The sequence below is a fragment of the Pedobacter xixiisoli genome, assembly GCF_900215335.1.
Taxonomy (GTDB): domain Bacteria; phylum Bacteroidota; class Bacteroidia; order Sphingobacteriales; family Sphingobacteriaceae; genus Pedobacter; species Pedobacter xixiisoli.
The window spans coordinates 559,042-580,842 of the sequence record NZ_OCMT01000003.1; the positions used below are offsets into that span (position 1 = coordinate 559,042).

Genomic DNA, 21,801 nt, shown 5'->3' on the forward strand with positions numbered 1-21,801 from the left:
AAATCCGCTTAGTTGAAGTTATTATTTGTAAGCCGTAGCTTTTAATAGCCTGTTACCAATAAATTTCTCGAGGCTTTTAAACTACATTTCTGGAATTTGGTATATGCCATAGCGCCTTTGGTACGGATTTGTTCGGCAGTGCCACCAGCAATGTAACAGCTCAGCGCATCATGCAAAGTGTAAGCTTCTGGAGCCATCAATCCTGTTGTCCACAGCAGTGGGTTTGCCTTTGCTTGCGTTAAATGTGGAGCAAAATATTTTTTGCTGATGCAGGCTAAAATAATCGCATCACGTTGTTTCCCATCGGTATTGGCGAAATTTTCGTTCAGTTGAAAATCCATCAAACCATCATGCCCAATGTAAGCCACCATTTTTGCATTGCCGTTAATGCCAATGTTGGTTTTATTTATTTGGATGGTATCTTTCAATTGTCCAGCAGCGCTATAGAGAAAGTCAGTAGTTGTTTTTTTAATGTATTGGCCATCGTAAGCATCGGCAACGAGATAATAGTTTTTGTTGATGTGCTTGAAAACTAAACGCTCCATGCGTATTTTATCTAGCTTTTGGGTTCTCAGCAATTTCCATTCTTTACTCTTTTTGAAGTAGCCTTTGATACCATAAGCGCAACCCCAATACAAGTTGTTTGCGGGGTCTTGTCCGTTGCCAATAGCCTTTGGAACAGGTACAATACCTTGATATTTATTATCGCAAAGCGCTACAAAAACATGAATGGTTTTGGTGGATGCGTCGTAGTTGGCCACATTTTTCATCTGGCTTTTGGTGGCTGGCGACAGTTTTGGTTTGGCATCGCAGCTGGTAGTTAAAACGATGAGTATAACGCAGATTTTGAGTAGTTTCATAAATGTTTATTTAACTAAGGTAATCTAAGGGCTTCATTCGCATAGACGATTCGCATCAGCAGCTTTAGTTTTCTTGCACTTTCGTCAACTTCATTTGGTATAAATCCACTTCAGAAATGTTGAACTTCCCTGAGAGCTGTTTGATTTTACCAGCATCCAGAATCATTTTCGAATTAGCTAAAACCTGATAACTTCCTTTTGTATTTATAGTGTCTGGAGCTCGGTTCGGTCCTTCAAAAGTGCTGATGTATTCGCAAACCATGTTTATTTTCAGCGGAGATTTTTCCGTCTCAAACCGCAGATCTATCATTCTTCTAATCATACCCTCAGGGAGATTTTTAGCACCAGTGTAGTAATTGTCTGTCAATCCTTGGTATTCTCCGTAAAATGGACTACATCTATCTGTTTTACACCAGTCTTTAAAACCATCTTTAATCAAGTAAATCGTATCTGCATTTTTGGTATAGCCCAATTTCCAATTACTGTTTTTGAGCATAGCTGATATGTCAAACGATTGGTTAGTTTTCCTCAAAAAAATAGTATCAATTTTATATTTTGCTCCCTTTCTTCGTCCGCCTCCACGACTGTTAAATATCGAAACTGCATCTTTTTCAAAGCCCTCTTTTTCTACAGGTTCAAAAACCATCAATGGTGGAGCCTCCATTACAAACAGCTCTGTCAAGAAAAAAGCATTGTAACGTTCTTCTGCAAGTTTAAATCTTCCGTTTTTATCCGTTAAAACTTCGCCTACTTTACAGTTAGCAATCGGGCTTTTATCGTAATCTACAATCACGCCAGTAATTTCCGGTCGCCTAAGTCGCGATATGCAAGACTGCATCGAAAACAATATGCAAGCCAGCAGAAATAAGTGTAAACGTGCTTTAAAATTTAACATTTTAATTATCGGTTAATTCCAATTCGTCTAAAGTGGCTTTTCGCTCCTTAAGAGATGCAATTTCTTCATTTAACTTTTTAATCTCGCTATCAAAATAAGCTGCATCTGTTTTTGGTCTGGTAATAATTCCATCTTTTTTAGTGGTAATTTTAGAAGCATAGGCTTTGATCACCAAATCGTGTGGAGAAAAATCAGTGATGGGATATTTGGCAGTTTTCCATAGGTTGGAGTGCATCACTGCATCATATAGTAGAGGTTGGTGATAGTCGTAACTTTCATTTGGTTTAATGGCGAAATCATCATTAAATGTACCACCACTACCTTGTGCCGTTATTTTCTCGCCAGTTTTTTTTGAGTAAACCTCGATGTTGAACATGTATTCGCCAATGATATCTTCTTTAGAGGTATTTTTGAAAACCAAATCTAAGTAGGGAGATTTAGGGTCATCAGAAAAGAATTGGTCTTCGCTAATGGATATTTTCGTCAATTTGAAAGCATCTAATTGCTTTTCTATTTTAGAAGCTTGCAGTTTGTCTTTCTTCAAACTATCTATCTCAGCGGTTTTCTTTACAATTTTTTCGTCCCTATCTGCTGCCAAAAATTCCTCAGCATAGCTGATGATCGCACTATAACTTTTCCCGTCAATCATTCCCATCGAGATTTGATCAAAAGATTTACCTTCATATTTCTCCGGAAAATCCCATTTTTCTTTCATTGCTTTCACAACGATGATCCGCAAAGCTTTTTCTAGGTTTTTCTTTTCTTCTTTATCTAATTTTTCTTCCATTTTAGCCTTCGAAGTTTTAAATGCCGCCTCGTCTTTGCCAGAAATAGTTGGTCCGCAAGATGAAAGAATTAGGATGCAGATAGAAAGTACAAATGTTGGGTAAGTGTTTCTCATTATTTTTTGTTTTGTCATATTAAGCTTATCGAAGCACATTAATAATCGTCGATGGACTCAGGCTGACAGTGTGTGATAAAATTTATTTTTTCTGAGCTTGATTATAAATTGCTTCAGTTACTTTTTCGCCATCAAGGTAGTAATGTGTAAATAGCACCGAGCCATCTGGTTTGTACATGTGCGAAATCCCATGACGCTTTCCATTCAAAAACTCGGCATCCATGTTTTTCTTACCGAGTGCGTAAGTAGTCGACAAACCGTTTTGCAGATCATCTTTGTAATTGGTTTCTGTCATCAACTGCCCATTGTTGTAAACACGGTAAGTTCCATCTCTCTTATCGTTTTTATAGTTTGCTTCAATAGTTAATTTTCCATCCAAGCTATAGTTTTTCGAGGTTCCGTGTTTTAAATCGTTTTCGTAATGCGTTTCGGTAATTACATTTTCACCAGAGAAAGTTTGTGACAAACCATGTTTTTTATCAGTTCTATATTCCGATTTGCTAATGAGTTTGCCATCGCTTAACATTTCACTGATGCCATTCTTTTTCCCATCTTTATAGTGTTGTCGCAACCAAACTTTACCTTGTTTATCATAATTTTCCTTCAGCCCATTGCGCACACCATTTTTATAATAAAGTTTGCATTCCATGGTTCCGCCCTGCGAATACCAAAATGCCTCGCCAGTAATGATGCCTTTTTTAATATTGTACAGTGCAAAACCACCTTCATCAAATGGAATTTTATACTTGCCCTGCAATAACTTATTGTTGAGGCTAAGCACAAGCTCAGAGCTGTCTGTGTTATAGTCTTTTTGCAGATGTTTCCATTTAATTTCTTCGGGCATTTGGGCTAATGTGGTAAGGGAAAGAAAGGTTAGGAATAGGATAAGGTGTAGTTTCTTCATTTTCTTTGTGTTGCGTCTATTTATAAAAAAGATAACATTCCTAATGGCTATGGTTTATTAACCTAAGCTATAGGTTTTTGTTTGATTACTATTTTCGTTTTTATTATTTGCTTGTGTAGATTTATTATTCGCTGATTTTTATGTCAAATGTGCTTTCATTTTTAGAATAGGGGCAAAGGCTGTACCATAGTCGATAAGGTTTTAAGAAAGTAGTTAATGTTAGCCTTAAAGACTTAGCGTATGTTAAATTGAGAGTGTATATGTTTCATGGAGAAGGTTAGCTAGGAAAATAAATCTACATCTCTCGTCAACATATAGTTTAGCATGTAGCGATTGGCTATTTTACAACGTATACATATAGAAACCATAAAATGATGAAAACTAAACTTTTATTAATCGCCTTAATGATTGTCGGCTTAGGATTTACTTCTTGTAAGAAAGACAAAACGGAAGCTGTGGAAGAAATTGGATACGGAACTTCCTTTGGGATGTGTGTAGGTTATTGCTTAAATGAGGTTGCCATCATTAATAATGGCAAAATTACGTTTACAAAAAGAGCTAACGGAATTAATCCCAGCACTAAATCTTGTACTAAAACCATTGATGAATCTGAAGTTAATACATTGAAGGCTTTAGTTAATACCAACGAATTTGCCAAGTTGCCAGAGGTGATTGGTTGCCCTGATTGTGCTGATGGTGGTGCGGAGTGGATTTCGCTTAGAGTGGAAGGTAAAGTGAAAAAGGTAACATTTGAACATGGCAAAGCCCCAAATGAGTTAAAGGAGTTGGCACAAAAGCTTAAAGGAATTAAAGAAAGCTTTGGGGATTGTAACTAAGTAGGCTCAGAGTTGGCCTTTGTAACCTCACAGACTTGATGGTTTGTGAGGTTTTTTTGTTAAATATATTTGTTGCCTTAAATGCAATGACTATCGTCTAATAGCTGATATTGAATTTAAATTGAAAATTGTATTTATAGTTTGGATAGGTACACATGCCAACTATGATAAAATTAAAGTAGCGGAGGTGAAATATGTTAAGGGTAATTAAAACAGATGAAGAATATGAGTTGGCTTTTAGAAAAAGCTTATTCATTAATGCAGGAATATCTAGTATTAGATACTAAACAGGTTGATGAATTGGATTTGCTGACGCTCTTAATTGAGCATTATGAAGAAGCACATTATCCAGTTTTGCCGCCTTCGCCCATTGATGCCATTAAATTTAGGTTAGAACAATTAGGGAAGCCTGAAAGTGAGCTTGCTGAAATTTTAGGTGCTCGTAGCCGTCAATCGGAAATATTGAGTGGCAAACGTAAGTTGAGCTTAAGTATGATTAGGAAGTTGCATGAAGTTTTGAATATTCCAGCGGCTAGTTTGATTAGAGCTTATTAAATCATATTTACTACTGTACTTGTTGTTCTTATAAGATTCGGCAATCTTAAATTTAGGTTTTGCAGGAAAGCTGACGAGGTTTTGAAACGATTTAGCTGCCATCTAAACCCGATTGACGCGGAAATACTTTTTGTCTGGGAGGGAAAACCTCATAGGTTTTAATCGAAATGTAGGTTAAACCTATGAGGTTTGTGCTAGGGACAAAAAGATTGTAGCAAAAAGCGGGACTGCTGAAACCGAAGAAGTACCAGCCTTGCTTTTCAAATAAATTAACTGCTTATTTTAAGCCTGAGCTAACTTTAAGTTAAACAATCTTTAACGCTAAAAATTTTTGCTGTAACCTCTTGATAGTTAAAAGAAATTGTTCTACTTTTGCAGTCCCTTAATGTAGGCTAGTTGTAAACTGCTTACGGCAAGGAAATTAAATAAATAATAGAAACAAAAAGCAAGAAATGCCAACCATTCAACAATTAGTTAGAAAAGGTAGAGTAGCACTGGAGTTTAAGAGTAAATCTCCAGCGTTGGACAGCTGTCCACAGCGAAGAGGCGTATGTACACGTGTATATACTACTACCCCTAAGAAACCAAACTCTGCAATGCGTAAAGTTGCCCGTGTACGTTTAACCAATGGTAAAGAGGTGAATGCCTACATTCCAGGAGAAGGTCACAACTTACAAGAGCACTCAATCGTTTTGATCCGTGGTGGTCGTGTTAAAGATTTACCAGGTGTACGTTACCACATCATCCGTGGTGCATTAGATACATCAGGTGTAGCTGGTCGTAACCAACGTCGTAGTAAATATGGTACTAAGCGTCCTAAACCAGGACAAGCAGCTGCAGCACCAGCAAAAGGTAAAAAGAAATAATTAGGAGGAAACAGAAATGAGAAAGTCAAAACCGAAAAAGAGAATTATTCTTCCTGATCCTAAATTCAACGATGTTCAGGTTACAAGATTTGTAAACAACATGATGTTTGATGGTAAAAAATCTATCGCTTACACTATTTTTTACGATGCTGTAGAATTAGCTGAGAAAAAATCTGGTGAAAACGGATTAGAAATCTTCAAACGTGCATTAGCAAATATCAGCCCTGCTGTAGAGGTTAAATCTCGTCGTGTGGGTGGTGCAAACTTCCAAGTACCTACAGAAGTACGTCCAGAGCGTAAAGTAGCTTTAGGAATGAAATGGTTAATTAACTACTCGCGTAAGCGTGGTGAAAAAACCATGAAAGAAAAATTAGCTGGCGAAATGGTAGCAGCAGCTAAAGGTGAAGGTGCAGCCGTTAAGAAAAAAGAGGATACGCACAAAATGGCTGAGGCTAACAAAGCGTTCTCTCACTTCAGATTCTAAAAAGAAAATGATTGAATGATTAAATTTTGAATGATTAAATAGGCTTAGTGTCTATTTAATCATTTTCTCATTTAGTCATTCGTTAATTCACAAATATGTCAAGAGATTTAAAATTTACTAGAAATATTGGTATCGCTGCTCACATCGATGCTGGTAAGACTACAACTACCGAGCGTATTCTTTATTACGCAGGGGTTAACCACAAAATTGGTGAGGTTCACGAAGGTGCATCTACCATGGACTGGATGGTACAGGAAGCTGAACGCGGGATAACAATCACGTCTGCTGCTACAACTGTATTCTGGCCTTACCGTGGTAACAAATACCAAGTTAACGTTATCGATACTCCTGGACACGTGGATTTTACCGTAGAGGTAAACCGTTCATTACGTGTACTTGATGGTTTAGTTTTCTTGTTTTCTGCAGTTGATGGTGTTGAGCCTCAATCTGAGACTAACTGGAGATTAGCTAACAACTATGCAGTTCCTCGTATTGGTTTCGTAAACAAAATGGACCGTTCTGGTGCTGATTTCCTTAAAGTTGTAAAACAAGTTAAGGATATGTTAGGTTCTCACGCAGTGCCTTTGCAGTTACCTATCGGTGCTGAAGATAGCTTTAAAGGTGTGGTTGATTTAATCAACAACCGTGGTATTGTTTGGAATGAGCATGATAAAGGTATGACCTTTACTGAAGTGCCAATTCCTGATGATATGGTAGAAGAAGTTGCACAATGGAGAGAGAATTTATTAGAAGCTGTAGCTGATTATGATGAGACTTTGATGGAGAAATTCTTCGAAGATCCTAACTCAATCACTGAGCGTGAAATTCTTGATGCATTACGTGCTGCTACTTTAGATGCTAAAATTGTTCCTATGGTTTGTGGTTCATCTTTCAAAAACAAAGGTGTACAAACGATGTTGGATTTAGTGATGGAATTATTGCCATCGCCAATGGATGTTGAAGGTATTACTGGTACAAACCCTGAAACAGGTGTTGAAGTAACTCGTAAACCAGATGTAAAAGAGCCTTTTGCGGCTTTAGCGTTTAAAATTGCAACGGATCCTTTCGTAGGTCGTTTGTGTTTTATCCGTGTTTACTCAGGTAACTTAGAAGCAGGTTCTTACGTTTACAATGCTCGTTCAGAAAACAAGGAGCGTATTTCTCGTATCTTCCAAATGCACGCTAACAAGCAAAACCCAATTCCTAACGTAGGTGCTGGTGATATTGCTGCGGTAGTAGGCTTTAAAGATATCAAAACTGGAGATACACTTTGTGATGAGAAAAATCCAATCATTCTTGAATCAATGGATTTTCCTGAGCCAGTTATTGGTTTAGCTATTGAGCCTAAAACTCAGGCTGACGTGGATAAATTAGGTATTGGTCTTGGTAAATTAGCTGAAGAGGATCCTACATTTAGAGTTCAAACTGATCAAGAAACTGGTCAAACTGTAATCTCTGGTATGGGTGAGCTTCACTTAGATATTTTAATTGACCGTTTAAAACGTGAATTTAAAGTAGAGGTTAACCAAGGTGCACCTCAAGTAGCTTACAAAGAGGCTATCTTCGGTTCTGCAGAGCACCGTGAGGTTTACAAAAAGCAATCAGGTGGTCGTGGTAAATTCGCGGATATCAAAGTTGTTATCTCGCCAATTGATGCTGATTTCGAAAAAGGTGGTTTACAATTCGTAAACGAAATTACAGGTGGTTCTATTCCACGTGAATTTATCCCTTCTGTAGAGAAAGGTTTTGCTTCGGCAATGTCTAACGGTGTGTTAGCTGGTTATCCACTTCCAGATATGAAAGTACGTTTGATTGACGGTTCATTCCACGCAGTCGATTCAGATGCTTTATCATTCGAGCTTGCTGCTCGTATGGCATATCGTGAAGCGTTACCTAAATGTAAGCCTACTTTGATGGAGCCAATCATGAAAATCGAAATCTTAACCCCTGAAGAAAACATGGGTGATGTAATTGGTGATATGAACCGTCGTCGTGGTCAGTTGCAAGGTATGGATACTCGTAATGGTGCTCAAGTAATCAAAGCATTAGTACCACTTTCTGAAATGTTTGGTTATGTAACTCAGTTACGTACAATTACTTCAGGTCGTGCTACTTCTACTATGGAGTTTGATCACTACGAAGCTGCGCCTAAAAACGTACAAGACGAAATCGTTGCTAAGTCAAAAGGTAGAGTTAAGTCTGAAGACTAATTAGATAAAGGAGTAAAGAGCAAGGATAAAAGATATGATGCTTATGCAATATGGTCTTTAATCCTTGTTCCTTTATCCTTAATCCAAAGATAAATCCGGCACTTGTTATTAATAGCTCTAACAGGTTGTCATAATTAAAAATAAAATGAGCCAAAGAATTAGAATTAAATTAAAATCTTACGATTACAACTTGGTAGATAAATCTGCTGAGAAAATCGTAAAAACTGTAAAGCCTACAGGCGCAGTAGTTAGCGGACCAATTCCGTTGCCAACAGAGAAAAAAATCTTCACTGTATTGCGTTCACCGCACGTAAACAAGAAAGCTCGTGAGCAGTTTCAATTGTGTGCTTATAAACGTCTTTTAGATATTTATAGCTCAAACTCAAAAACAGTTGATGCTTTAATGAAGCTTGAATTACCTAGTGGTGTTGAAGTAGAAATCAAAGTGTAACTAGATTTTAATACAACATTAAAAAAGCTCCGAGGATTTATTCTCGGAGCTTTTTTATTGAGGAACGTTTTTTAGTCTAAATTCTTAAAGTGATGTTTTTAAATAGGTCTTGAAATATTTGGCCATCACCTCTACAAATGCTTTGGCAAACACTGGTCTTCCAGCTGCATCGCGTACACCTTTATAATTGCTTTCTATCTGCCAACCGAAAATATTTGGATATTTACTGGAGGTATATCTAACGGTATTGTATCCTCCGTTGAAATATTTGTCTTCTTCTAAAGGCGCTACATCTTGTTTAGAAGGTACGGCGTCAAAACCTTCTTTGGCAATTAACGTCCCAAAGGCATCTGGCCCTACTAATAACTGCTCTAAATCTAGTTTTTTATCATTGGCTAGTAGATTAGCTACCGAAGATTTTGCTATTTGTTGATTGTCTTTTGCATCAAGATTTCTTAACTCATCGGCTTTTAGTAGATAACCTACTTCTAATCGTTGTTTGGTATGTCCATGGCCATGTAAATCGATGTAAATTGCTTTTCCGAATTTCTTGGTAGCTAACACTACAGCTGTATCGATATAGTCGTGAAATTGATGCCAAGGCTTTTCCATGCTTTTATCGCCACAAGTGCCTTCGTCTATGTCTCTATTATGATCCACATGTTTTCTCGATAAATTGGAAATAATGATGAAAGGCCTAGCTTTGTATTTCTCCAAAAAAGCTTTTTCAATTTCTTTTACCAATTCGATGGTTCTCGAGTCTGTTACCGTTACTGCTCCTTTGCAACTGCGAGTAGGAGCATCAGGTAGATTTATTGTTCCTCCATGAGGTACACTAATAATTAAGGGTAAATCGCCAACAATAAATTCTGTCCATTTTTCATTGTCGGTGTAGGTTTTTCCAACTTCCCAGTTCTGAGCATGGGCAAACGCCGAAATCAGAAATAAGACTAAAGTTAGTTTAATAAATTTCATCTGTTTTGAATTAATTTTTACTCTTAAGCAATTGCTTACTTTGATATAGACTTTTTAAAACTGCATAAGTACCGAATTTATCTAAATAAATCTTTTGAGCTGATTGGTTTAACAATTACCAAAAAAAAATAATATAAAAATGGTCCTCTTGGTTTTGGTAACAGTCTATCATATAGTTTTGAGGATAAAATTGAGTTAGCGAGACACATCTTGCTAGTCTTGAAATATCATTAAAACAGCCTAACAACTAACAAACTAACAATTCATATGAGAAAACTTTACGTATTGCTTTTACTGTCTGCATTGTTCGGTATCGACGCAACAGCGCAAACCATTAAATATGTAAAAGCAGGTGGTACAGGCGACGGGTCTTCATGGGCGGCTGCTTCTGGAGATTTACAAGCGATGATCAATGCCTCTGCCGCCAGCGGTGAGGTATGGGTAGCTGCAGGAACCTATAAACCTAACAGAAGAGCAAATGCATTAGAGACAATTACTGCAGATGATAGATATAATTCTTTCGTTTTAAAGAAAGACGTTTCTGTTTTCGGTGGTTTTTCTGGAGTAGAAACAACAAAAGTAGGTAGAGATTTTGCAGCAAATGCATCCATCTTAAGTGGTAATCTTGGAAATCAAGCAATAGACACAGATAATGCTTACCACGTTGTGATTGCTGCTGGAGATTTGGGAACGGCAACACTAAACGGTTTTACGCTTACCAAAGGTTACACGAGCGGTACTGGTACTGGCACTACTACTCCTGTTAATGGAATCAACATTCCTATTAGTCGTTCGCCAGGTATTGTAATTTACTCTAGCAGTCCAACCTTAGAGAACTTAATTATTAGTGAAAACGTTAATGGATCTACGGATCAAACCGGAGGTGCTACTTATATCATATATGGGTCACCGAATTTTAATAAAGTGAAGTTTGTTAATAACAGAACTAGCGGTACTACTGCCGGAGCGGTATTTGTATTTGGTAGTGCAGCTACTAACAGTAAGCCTGTTTTTTCTGAAGTAGATTTTATTGGGAATCAAGGCTCATCCGCAGGAGCTGTTGCTATATCTTCGAGCTCAAAAGTTGAATTCAAAAAATGTAATTTCACAGGAAATAAGTCTATTAGTTCTTGGGGAGGCGCATTGCAACTTTTTGCAGCCTCGGCAGATGCGGAAGTTATCGACTGTAATTTTGCCGATAACCAAAGTTTTACTAGTGGAGGTGCGATCTACAATGGTTTAGCCGCACCTTTAAAAATAATAAACACTACTTTCTCAAATAATATTGCCTCTAATGGTCAAGGTGGTGCTATTAGCTTTTCTTCAGGACCACTTATAATAGAAAAAAGTACTTTTAATGGAAATAAATCTCCTTTAGGTATCGCAGGAGCGCTGTTTTTGGGAAATAGCTCTAATGTTTTTTTGCTTGAAGGTAACTCCTTTAAAGATAATGAAGCTCAAAAGGAGGGTGGTGCAATCTACATCACAACTTCTGCTCCTTTAATTAAGAACAATAGATTTAATACAAATAAAGCCGTGACTTTTGGCGGTGCCATTTACACAGCAGGTACAACATCAACTACGTTAAGTACGCCCACAATAGTTGGAAATATCTTTTACAATAACCAAGCTACTGGAACTACTGGTACTGGAGGGGCAGTATACATTGGAGTGAACAGTACACCTTTGTTAGTTAACTCTACTTTTTATGCGAATGTAGCTGCAGATAAAGGTGGCGCAATAGGTTTGGGTAACCCAGGTTTTTTGGCAAAGGTTCACAACAGCATTATTTATGGTAATACTGCTGCCGATGCTACCACCATAGATATCTACAATGCTAGTACCGATAATTTAGATATACAATATACGCTTACACAGAATTTTGGCACAAATGGAGCAGCTGGAAACATTGTAGCTAGCGACCCAGAATTTGCTAGCGTAGATGTTAATAATGCTAACTTCTTAAAACTAACGGAAGACAGTTGGGCGGTTAATGCGGGAAATAACAATCTAATTCCATTGGGTGTAACCACCGATATTTTAGGCGTAAACCGCATTACACACTCAGTGGTAGATATGGGTGCATTAGAATATGATGGTACACTGCCTCCGCCATATACCGTATCTGTAGATGAAAATTCACCTAATGGAACTTACGTAGGTACACCAACTTCTAGATTAGGCGGTACTTTAAATTGGGAGTTTTTCTCAGGAAATATTAACGATGCCTTTGCGGTTAACGCTACTACCGGTGTAATTACCGTTAACAAAAGTTCGGAGTTAGACTACGAAACCAAAAGCTTGTTTAACCTGTTTTTGAAAGCCACTAACAATTTCGGGTTAATACAAAATGTGCCAGTGCTCATTAACTTAAATAATTTAATGGAAAAACCGGGCACTCCTGAAATCACCAATACCAAAGTAAATGATGTGATAATAAGCTATAGGCCAAAGTTGCGAGGTATTGCCGAACCAGTAAGCACCATTACAATTTATGTAGATGGTGTTGCATATGCAACTAAAACTTCTTCAGACCCTCAAGGAAATTGGAGATTAGACTTTTTGGATGAAGTTACGCCTGGAACACATGCCTTTCATGTAGTAGCTAACAATAGTTTAGGAACAAGTGAACCTAGTAATACTGTAACTGCAACATTTAAACTATATACTGGAGAAGTGGTAGTAAACAATATCCTCACTCCAAATGGCGACGGTAAGAACGATTTATGGATTGCCAAAGATTTATCGCTAATGTATCCGCAAAATGAAGCTATCGTGTATGACAAAACAGGAAAGGTTGTTTTCAAAAAAGCAAACTACCAAAGTGATTGGGATGGAACTTATAACAGCAGTCCTTTAAGCACTGGGACATACTACTATGAGATTAATATTGGTGCTGGATTAAAACCGCTTAAGGGCACGCTCACCATCTTGAGAGGACGATAATCGAGGCAAAATCATAACGAAAAACAAAATTTGTTTAACCGAACAACAATGAAAAGAAACTACATCAACTACATATACTTCTTAACCTTGCTATTTTTTGTTACTACAGCAACTAAGGCCCAGGTTAGCCCGCCAATGTCTATGTACTATTTGAATGAATATTTATATAACCCAGCGGTAGCAGGCAAAATACAGGGCTTAAACGTTGGGCTTTCTTACAAAAATAATCTAACAGGTAGCAATGGACAAACAGTCGGCAATACCATTACTTTAGATTATGGAATGGGGAAAAATGGCTTCGGAGTTTTTGTTAATACAGATAAAGATGGTTTGCTAAATGTAAATAGATTCGGCGCATCTTATGCTTATAATGTACAAACCTCAAAAACTGGAAATCTGAGATTTGGACTTTCTGCGGGAATTTCAACTTTGAAAATTAATACTAATGATATTATTGGCGAAGATGGCGATGTATTACCAGCACAATATGATGACTATGTTTTTGATGGAGACTTGGGTGCTTACTATTCAGATGAAAAGTTAAGTTTAAGCGCTGTAGCCCCTAACCTACGCAACATCATTTATTCAGAAAACGTAAGTGATGGTTATAATTATAGCACATTTTATTTTTCTGCTGCTTATCAAGTATTAGATGGACCAGTAAAATTAACTCCCAAAGTTTTGTACAGAGGTATTGATGGTTATGATAATGTAATTGATGTGGGTGTAAATGCCCAATTTGCAGAAGATAAGTTTAATTTGTTGGCATTTTATCACAGCAGTAATAGCATGTCTTTCGGTATGGGATTTAATTTGATGAAAAAATATCAAATGCAAGCAACTTATTCGTTACCCATCAATAGTAATCTTAAAAGATATACTTATGGTGCGGTAGAGTTAGGTATAAAGGTTAATCTATCTAAATAGTGCGCTCTAAAGTCTTCTGAAGAGAAGCTTTTTTACTTTTACTGAAATAGTTAAAGCAGGATATTAAAAATTTCCTGCTTTTTCCTTTTTTATAGTATGTTGAAATAAAAAATTGTTAAAATTATTTGGATAACCAGTTAGGAATGTTAATTTTAATAAACCTAAACCACAAACTAGCTAGCTCGCTTCTCTCAAGCGCTTGTTGGCCCAATTTATTTTAATGGCACTGTACGATTTAACAGCAGAAAAGCTATTGTTGAAGGAGATTTCTGATGGAAATTCTTTGGCATTTAACAAAATGTTTTGTCTCTATAGAGGCAGGATATTGGCTTTTGTTGATTCATTCGTTCATAGTAAAGCTGATGCCGAAGAAATAGTGCAGGAAACTTTTTTGGTGATCTGGCAAAACCGAGAAAAACTGCTCAGTATAGACCATCCTCGAAATTACATTTACACTATAGCACGTAATAAAACCTACGATTATTTGGCGAAGGTGAGCAGAACCGAAAAGACCATCAGTAATGCTTGGGTAAATACTTCTATTTCTCTCAATAATATAGATGACCAGATAAATCTTAAAGAGAGTGTTTTTTTAATCAATAAGGTGCTACAAACACTTTCGCTACAAAAGCAAGAGATTTTTAATATGAGCCGTCAACAACATATGAGCCACGAAGAAATTGCTCAGGCAGTTGGACTTTCTAAAAGCCGTGTTAAAAATGTAATTGTGGAGGTTCTTAAACACCTAAAATATCACATCTCTAAGCACAATATTATTGTTTCCTTATTAGTGCTTTTGAAATCTATTTTCTAAATCCTCAAATGCTTTTAATATTGAGAATTTTCTCATTTAAAAGCTGTTTTTCTACTTCCAGCAATTTTTTTAAAAAAAGTTAACGTTGGGGCGGTCCGTTGCTTAGCCTAGGCAGTCTATATAAGACAACGACAAACCTAAACCAACAATTTATGAGAAAACTTTACTTTTTAATTCTAATTGCATTAAGCTCTCATTCACTTTTTGCGCAAACCACACGCTATGTTACACCAACAGGTTCTGGTACAGGCACTGGAGGTTGGGCCAATGCGTCGTCGAATTTGCAGGGCATGATTGACGCTTCAGCTTCAGGAGATGAAATTAGGGTTGCCGCAGGTACATATTATCCATCTTCGTTTATTGCTTCAAGTGCAGATAACAGAGATAAAGCCTTTATATTGAGAACTGGTGTAAAAGTTTTAGGAGGTTATAGCACTATCGATGGCAGTAGAGATTTTGTAAATAATGTGACGGTTTTAAGCGGAGATTTAGGAACATTAGGCGATAAGTCAGATAATGCGTATCATGTAGTAACAGCTCGTGTAGATGATGTTGGTCCGCAAAAGGCAATTCTTGATGGTTTTTCCGTCACTGCAGGAAATGCGAATGGCACAGGCAGTTTAACTGCTGGCTCTGCTTTAAATAGAAATCAAGGTGGTGCTATTAATTTAAGAGGCTTAGGCTCTTCAAAAAGAATAGAGTTTCGTAACCTGATAATTTCAAATAATGCATCGGCTAACTTCGGAGGTGCCGTTTATGCACATATCTCCATAAACGCTGGAGATACAGAAAGTATTTTATTTGATAATGTAAGCTTTCAGGATAATACAGCAGGAGCTGATGGTGGAGCGATATATATATTAAGGGGTACAAGCACGCCAAGGGCCATTATTTCCAACTCATCCTTCATAAGAAATAAAGCTACTGGTAATGAGGGTGGGGCTATTTTTTCAAATAGCGCATCTACTACATTAACTATAAGCGGATCTACATTTAATGCAAATGAAGCCACATCTGGTGGTGCAATCAATGCTGCTGGTGTAACTAATATCACTACCTCTACGTTTAAAGAAAATAAATCAACTGGAAGTGGCAGTGCTATTTATTTATTACATGCTGCGCTCACTTCTTCCATTACTAACACCTCTTTTCAAGATAATGTGGCGTCAGGTAACTATGGAGCTATTTATTTTTCAAGCGGAACAACAACATATACGGGTAAATTAGAAGTTTTAAATTCGATATTTAAGGGCAATATAGCGACAGTTGGTAGTGGCGGCGCATTGTATGCGGCAACAGGAGAATTGAATGTTGTTAATTCAGCATTTGCACAAAATCAATCTGGTGGATCTGGAGGTGGAGCTATATATGCAGGCTCTATTAATACGAGTACGATTTTAAAATTAATGAGTAATACTTTCTATGGCAATTTAGCTAACGCAGGTGGAGTTGGTGGTGCCGTAGCTTATTATAACAGTGGTAGCTTTGTAACATTGGAGTTTTACAATAATATTTTTAATAGTAACAGTGCAGAAGGAAATGGAGATGATACTAGGTCTCCTTTGTTGGCCGCAGGTACTTACAAGAATAACTTATTTCAACTAACCCGTACAAATAATGGCACCAACTTGATTGGTAATATCTCCAATGCTTCTCCAACAGAACTTTTTGCAAGCACAACTTCAACAGATCCCAATTTCTTGCAATTAATAGAAGGTGCTGCAACACAAAAAGGAGATAATGCTTTAATTCCTTCTGGCATTACAACAGATTTGGCTGGCAATGCTCGAATTACGCATGGTACAGTAGATCTTGGTGCTTACGAGTTTCAAGGGACATTACCCGTAACCTTAAAATCATACGATGTAGTTAAAAAAGGCCCAACATCAGTATTGAAATGGACGACCGAAAGCGAGCAAAATAACCAGAAATTTGTAGTAGAAAGAGCTTCTTCTGCTAAAGATTTTACTTTCTTTAAGGAAGTTGTGGGTGCAGGTGATAGCAGTTCTCCCTTAACCTATTCAGTTACAGATTATACTCCGTTAGCAGGCGTTAACTACTATCGTTTAACTCAATTTGACAAAGACGGCACTTCGAAAATTTTAGGTGTAGATGCGGTGAGTTTCGATTTGAATGTGGAAAAAACAGCTGTATACCCAAATCCAGCTCGCTCTTATGTTAAAGTAAAGTCGAACTCTCAAGAAAGTATTGTATCCCTAAATCTAATATCTTTGACAGGGAAAAACATATTGACCAATAATTACGCTCAATCGGCTGCATATGAAGGTGTAAAACTAGAATTAGCCGACATACCCACTGGAACTTATATCTTGTGGATAAACAAAGGAAAGCCAAACGCAGAAAAGCAAACATTATTGGTCGTGAAATAAATTAACGACAATAAACAAACCAACGCATCAGATGACACTAGGAACAAATAACAGATTAGCAGAACTTTTTCAAAAGTATATAGACAAAAGTATTACCGAAGAGGAGTATGCAGAATTGTTTGTTTATATCCGAAATCCGGAAACGAAAGAGCAAGTGCTCGCTTTTATGGATGAGCATAACAAAAAAGTGCAATCTGATGCGTTTGTACACGAAATAGATTGGGATGGAATGTACGAAAACATCACTAACCCAAAAAAGTCGGGTGGCAATAAACGCATAGCGATATGGAAATATGCAGCAGCGGCAGCGGTAGTTGTTTTAGCGAGTGTCACCTTTTTATACCTAGGTACAGAAAAAGATAAGGTATCGCCATTGGCTTACAAAAATGATGTTTCGCCAGGTAAAGAAAAAGCGATACTGACCTTGGCAGATGGTTCACAGATTGTATTAGAAAATAACGCTGCAAAACAACTGGCTACGCAAGGCGACATATCAATAGAAAGAGATGCTAACGGACAGATAGTTTATTTGGTAAAAGGAAATCTGGAAGATGATTTGCAAAAAATCAATGTCCTTTCTACACCTGCTGGAGGAAAATTTAGTGTAGTATTATCTGATGGCAGTAAAGTTTGGTTGAATGCATCTTCATCAATTAAATTTCCTGCGGCATTTGGCAAAGACCATAGAAAGGTAGAAATTAAAGGAGAGGCATATTTTGAGATTGAAAAAGATAAAAATCGACCGTTCTATGTCGTTAATGGTAGCTCAGAAATTAAGGTGTTGGGTACTCATTTTAATGTGATGGCCTATCCAGACGAATATCGTTCTGAGTTAACCTTGTTAGAAGGGTCTGTCCAGTTCACTAAAAATGGACATTCAGAAATTCTGAAGCCTGGCAGACAAATCTTGTACACCGAGAATAACAGAGAAACCAAACAACTGGAAGCCAATATAGAAGAAGTGATGGCTTGGAAAAATGACCTCTTCGTATTTAATAATACCGATATCGATGAAGTAATGAAAGAATTGGTACGATGGTACGACGTAAAAGTCAAGTTCGAAGGCGAAAAGCCGGATATCTCCTTCACTGGCGTTATTCCTCGCAATACAAATGTATCCAAAGTTTTAAAAACCTTAGAACTTACTGGAGATGTAGTTTTTGGTATAGAAAATAATGTAATAACCTGTGAGAAAAAGAAGATGACGAAGTAAGCAACAAAGGGCAAAAAGCTCTTCTCGGCGGCAACCGAGAAAAGCAAGCAAGGCTCAAATGAAATAATAAACTAGAAGACTATTTATTCAAAACCCTTATATACAAATGTATGAAAGAAAAAATACATTGTAGATTGTCGTGTGCTATTTTTAGTGACGATTTTTCGACTAAACCAAAACAACTATTTAAAAAAACTTTACTGGTTATGAAAATCATTGCCGTAATTGTGTTTGTCTTTAGCTTACATGTAAGTGCCAGTACGCGTGGCCAAAATGTAAGTATCAAAAAGGAAAACATAACCTTAAAAGATGTATTCAAGGAATTGAGGTCGCAAACCGGCTACTATTTTATTTACAACAGTAAAGAGGTAGCGGATGGAAGAAAGGTTTCTGCCAATTTTTCAAACACACCTCTTGATGTAGTATTAACTTCGGTATTAAAAGATTTGTCTTTGAGCTACACCATCGAAGATAAAATCATTTCACTGAAACCGGCTGCTGTTGTTACCAACAGGCCATCTGGTGCGCAACAGAATAGGGTAATTACTGGTAAAATTACTGACGCAGAAGATGGAAGTCCTTTGTACGGTGTATCAATTCGTGTAAAGGGTGCCCAAGTTGGTGCTATTTCTAATGCGGAAGGTCTGTTTACGATTAATGTAGGCGCCAATGATAAAGTTTTGGTGTTTTCTTACATCGGTTTTGTAACCAAAGAATTAACGCTAACAGCCTTAACTAAGTACGAATTAAGTTTATTGAGAGACAGCAAACAACTAGAAGAAGTTGTAGTTGCTTTTGGAACCACTACTCGAAATGAACTGACCAATTCTGTAACTAAAATTTCTGCAAAAGACATAGAGCAACGCCCAATTAGTAATTTAAATTCGGCTATTGTGGGTGCTTCGCCTGGTGTGCAAACCACGGCGGGTAGTGGGCAGCCTGGTGCAGGTCCAGAGATTAGAGTTAGAGGTTTTGGCTCGGTAACTGGCGATAATGCCCCGTTGTATGTTTTGGATGGCGCACCGTACGAAGGTGAGATAAGTAACATCAATCCAGAAGATATCGATAATATCTCTATTCTCAAAGATGCTTCTGCTACGGCACTTTATGGTGCTAGAGCTGCAAATGGAGTAGTTTTAATCACTACAAAAAAAGGAAACAGCAGCGGTAAAACTACCATCAGTGCCAAGCTTACTCAAGCTTTTTCAGAAAGAGGCTTGCCTAATTACGAAACGTTAGACGCTTATCAATATTTTCCGGTGGTGTGGGAAGCGCTAAGAAATGGAAGTTCTGGAACACCAGCGGCAGCAACAGCAGACTTAAAAGGTTACGTCGGATGGAACCCTTTTAATGTAGCCGATGATGAAATTGTGTTGCAAAACGGACAAATTAATCCAAATGCAAAGCTGCTTTATCCAGATGATGTTCGTTTTAGAGAAGAACTGCAAAGAGTGGGTATGCGAACCGATATGTCTCTTACGCTTAGCGGTGGCTCTGCAAAAACTGACCACTACGTTTCATTAAATTATTTAGATGAAAACGGTTATGTGATTGGCTCTGATTTTAAACGTTTTTCGGGCAGATTAAGAGTGAATTCGACTCCAAGAGAATGGTTGAAATTTGGTCTGAATATTTTTGGTACCTATTCTAAATCAGAACAGGCAAACGAGAGTAGCGGTATCAATGAAAACCCATTCTATATCGACTTGATATTGGCGCCAATTTATCCAGTTTTTAAGCATGACCCTGTTACTGGTGCGTATTTACTAGATGGTAACGGAAACAAGATTTATGACCCAGGGGATTACCGTCCATTATTTACTGGCAGAAATGTGGTGTACGAAACTTTGTATAACACCAATCAGGTGAGAAGAAATTCTTTAAATGGTGTAGCTAATATGGAAGCTAAATTTTGGAAAGACTTTAAGTTTAGTTCTAGTCTGAGTGTGACCATGAACGGTTTCAGAAATAACATTTATGACAACAGCGTAATGGGAGACGCGGTTGGTGCTGGAAGAACTACTCGTACCAATACCTTATCTACCTTTATTAACTTCAATCAATTGCTAACTTGGAATAAAACGATTAATAGACATAAAATTAGTGTGCTAGTAGGACATGAAAATTATTCTAATTATTATGATTATTTATCGGGGTCTAGAAGAAGTGAAGGTATTTCGGGCTTAACCGTTTTAGACAACATGACTACTACTACGGCTCTGGGGTCTAACGATAGATATTATAAAACGGAAGGTTATTTATCAAAGCTAGATTACAGTTACAGAAGCAGATATTTGTTCTCTGCCTCGTTTAGAAGAGATGGTAGTTCCAGATTTTCTCCAAAAAGCAGATGGGGTAACTTTTGGTCTTTGAGTGGAGCGTACAACATAGATAAAGAGCCATTTTTTAAAGTAAAATGGATAGATATGTTGAAATTGAGAGCTTCTTATGGAGAAGTGGGAAATGACCGTACCGGAAATTACTTTACTTATAAGCGTTTATATGACTTAGGCTACAATAACGGAACAGAAGGAGGAGCGATATTGATACAGGCAGGTAACCCAGACTTGGTATGGGAGACTAATCAAAATGCCGATGTCGCAATTGAATTCTCTGCTTTGAAAAATCGTATCGGAGGAACATTCGAAGCTTTCAACCGTCAATCTAGCAACTTACTTTTTGCAGTCACAATACCGCTTACTTCTGGTTTGCTTACCTACAACGATAACTTCGGCAGTATGCGTAACCGTGGAATAGAGGTACAGTTAAATGGTGTGCCAATCAAAACAAAAAACTTCAGATGGAATGTTGATGTGAATTGGAGCACCATCGAGAATAAGATTTTATCGCTACCAGATTCTTATCAAAATAGGGTAAGTGGAACGAAGAAATATGAAGTTGGCAAGTCTCTTTACGAATTTTGGTTAAGAGATTGGGTTATGGTTAATCCTGAAACAGGAAGTAGCCTGTATACTCCAGGACCTGATATACTTGCTTCAGCCGCAAAGGAAATTTACAATGGACAAACCTATGTTACATCAAGTGGTAATGCTGTCTATCAAAATTCAGGAAGTGCTATTCCAGATTTCTTTGGTAGCGTAAATAACACCTTCACTTACAAAAATTGGTCGTTACAAACCATGTTTATTTATCAAGTAGGAGGAAATACTTTCGATACAGATTATCGCTCGCTAATGTTTAGAGGTGGAAGTGCAACCAATGGCAGGGCGCTACACGCAGATATGCTAAAACGCTGGCAAAATGCTGGAGACGTAACCAGCATTCCAAGGATTACCACAACAGGAACCATATCAGACACAGATCAGTGGATAACAAAGTCGGATTATCTGAACCTTCGTACGGTTGCTTTAACCTATAGTTTCCCTAAAAGGTTCTTATCTAAATTAAAGCTAACAAATGCAAAGGCTTATGTTAATGGTGAAAATTTGTTTATCACATCAGCAAGAAAAGGTATGGATCCAACTCAAACTTACACTGGAGATGCTGAGTATACTTACGCTCCTTCACGTATTATAAGTTTTGGTTTAAATATCACATTATAGAAATTGTCAAT

18 protein-coding genes are annotated in these 21,801 nt (G+C 37.4%); 13 read left to right on the top strand and 5 right to left on the bottom strand.

Annotated features, from left to right (window positions below):
* Positions 1-41: 41 nt before the first annotated feature.
* The 4 genes from CRO54_RS14500 to CRO54_RS14515 form a co-directional block, all read right to left on the bottom strand.
* A complete protein-coding gene (locus tag CRO54_RS14500) occupies positions 42-860 on the bottom strand; it encodes a hypothetical protein (protein ID WP_171047919.1) in 819 nt (272 codons plus the stop codon).
* A gap of 64 nt (positions 861-924) precedes the next feature.
* Entirely contained in the window at positions 925-1,755 is an 831-nt protein-coding gene (locus tag CRO54_RS14505) for a hypothetical protein (RefSeq protein WP_097132795.1), read from the bottom strand.
* Between the two features lies 1 nt (position 1,756).
* Positions 1,757-2,656: a hypothetical protein gene (locus CRO54_RS14510; protein ID WP_138765844.1), complete on the bottom strand. Its 900-nt coding sequence runs from the start codon at positions 2,654-2,656 to the stop codon at positions 1,757-1,759.
* Positions 2,657-2,738: 82 nt separating this feature from the next.
* Positions 2,739-3,560, bottom strand: a complete 822-nt coding sequence (locus tag CRO54_RS14515) for a toxin-antitoxin system YwqK family antitoxin (protein ID WP_097132797.1) — start codon at positions 3,558-3,560, stop codon at positions 2,739-2,741.
* Between the two features lie 374 nt (positions 3,561-3,934).
* Between CRO54_RS14515 and CRO54_RS14520 the strand changes: the two genes are divergently transcribed.
* From CRO54_RS14520 to rpsJ, 7 genes are all read left to right on the top strand, one after another.
* Positions 3,935-4,396, top strand: coding sequence for a DUF6438 domain-containing protein (locus CRO54_RS14520; protein WP_138765845.1), 462 nt, complete (start codon positions 3,935-3,937; stop codon positions 4,394-4,396).
* A gap of 67 nt (positions 4,397-4,463) precedes the next feature.
* Positions 4,464-4,607 carry a type II toxin-antitoxin system HigB family toxin gene (locus CRO54_RS21605; protein ID WP_097132799.1) on the top strand — a complete coding sequence of 48 codons (144 nt, stop codon included), beginning with the start codon at positions 4,464-4,466 and terminating at the stop codon, positions 4,605-4,607.
* A 5-nt stretch (positions 4,608-4,612) separates the two neighbouring features.
* On the top strand, positions 4,613-4,951 hold the full coding sequence (locus CRO54_RS14530; RefSeq protein ID WP_240775121.1) for a helix-turn-helix domain-containing protein: 339 nt from the start codon (positions 4,613-4,615) through the stop codon (positions 4,949-4,951).
* A 452-nt stretch (positions 4,952-5,403) separates the two neighbouring features.
* Positions 5,404-5,817 (top strand): 30S ribosomal protein S12, encoded by a 414-nt coding sequence (gene rpsL, locus CRO54_RS14535; protein ID WP_010599925.1) that lies wholly within the window; start codon positions 5,404-5,406, stop codon positions 5,815-5,817.
* A gap of 16 nt (positions 5,818-5,833) precedes the next feature.
* Positions 5,834-6,301 (top strand): 30S ribosomal protein S7, encoded by a 468-nt coding sequence (rpsG, locus tag CRO54_RS14540; protein ID WP_097132800.1) that lies wholly within the window; start codon positions 5,834-5,836, stop codon positions 6,299-6,301.
* 95 nt (positions 6,302-6,396) lie between these two features.
* Positions 6,397-8,511, top strand: coding sequence for an elongation factor G (fusA, locus tag CRO54_RS14545; RefSeq protein WP_097132801.1), 2,115 nt, complete (start codon positions 6,397-6,399; stop codon positions 8,509-8,511).
* A 145-nt stretch (positions 8,512-8,656) separates the two neighbouring features.
* A complete protein-coding gene (gene rpsJ, locus CRO54_RS14550) occupies positions 8,657-8,962 on the top strand; it encodes a 30S ribosomal protein S10 (protein WP_008244591.1) in 306 nt (101 codons plus the stop codon).
* Between the two features lie 84 nt (positions 8,963-9,046).
* On the opposite strand, the gene CRO54_RS14555 is transcribed toward rpsJ, so the two are convergent.
* Positions 9,047-9,937, bottom strand: coding sequence for a hypothetical protein (locus tag CRO54_RS14555; RefSeq protein WP_097132802.1), 891 nt, complete (start codon positions 9,935-9,937; stop codon positions 9,047-9,049).
* Positions 9,938-10,204: 267 nt separating this feature from the next.
* Here CRO54_RS14555 and CRO54_RS14560 point away from each other — a divergent pair, with 267 nt between their 5' ends.
* The 6 genes from CRO54_RS14560 (at position 10,205) to CRO54_RS14585 (ending at position 21,790) form a co-directional block, all read left to right on the top strand.
* Positions 10,205-12,883, top strand: coding sequence for a T9SS type B sorting domain-containing protein (locus tag CRO54_RS14560; RefSeq protein ID WP_097132803.1), 2,679 nt, complete (start codon positions 10,205-10,207; stop codon positions 12,881-12,883).
* A 48-nt stretch (positions 12,884-12,931) separates the two neighbouring features.
* Positions 12,932-13,810 (top strand): PorP/SprF family type IX secretion system membrane protein, encoded by an 879-nt coding sequence (locus CRO54_RS14565; protein ID WP_097132804.1) that lies wholly within the window; start codon positions 12,932-12,934, stop codon positions 13,808-13,810.
* 220 nt (positions 13,811-14,030) lie between these two features.
* Entirely contained in the window at positions 14,031-14,624 is a 594-nt protein-coding gene (locus tag CRO54_RS14570; protein WP_097132805.1) for an RNA polymerase sigma factor, read from the top strand.
* A gap of 152 nt (positions 14,625-14,776) precedes the next feature.
* Positions 14,777-17,014: a T9SS type A sorting domain-containing protein gene (locus tag CRO54_RS14575; RefSeq protein ID WP_097132806.1), complete on the top strand. Its 2,238-nt coding sequence runs from the start codon at positions 14,777-14,779 to the stop codon at positions 17,012-17,014.
* A 31-nt stretch (positions 17,015-17,045) separates the two neighbouring features.
* Positions 17,046-18,227: a FecR family protein gene (locus CRO54_RS14580; protein ID WP_097132807.1), complete on the top strand. Its 1,182-nt coding sequence runs from the start codon at positions 17,046-17,048 to the stop codon at positions 18,225-18,227.
* A gap of 206 nt (positions 18,228-18,433) precedes the next feature.
* A complete protein-coding gene (locus tag CRO54_RS14585; RefSeq protein WP_171047920.1) occupies positions 18,434-21,790 on the top strand; it encodes a SusC/RagA family TonB-linked outer membrane protein in 3,357 nt (1,118 codons plus the stop codon).
* Positions 21,791-21,801 lie beyond the last annotated feature (11 nt).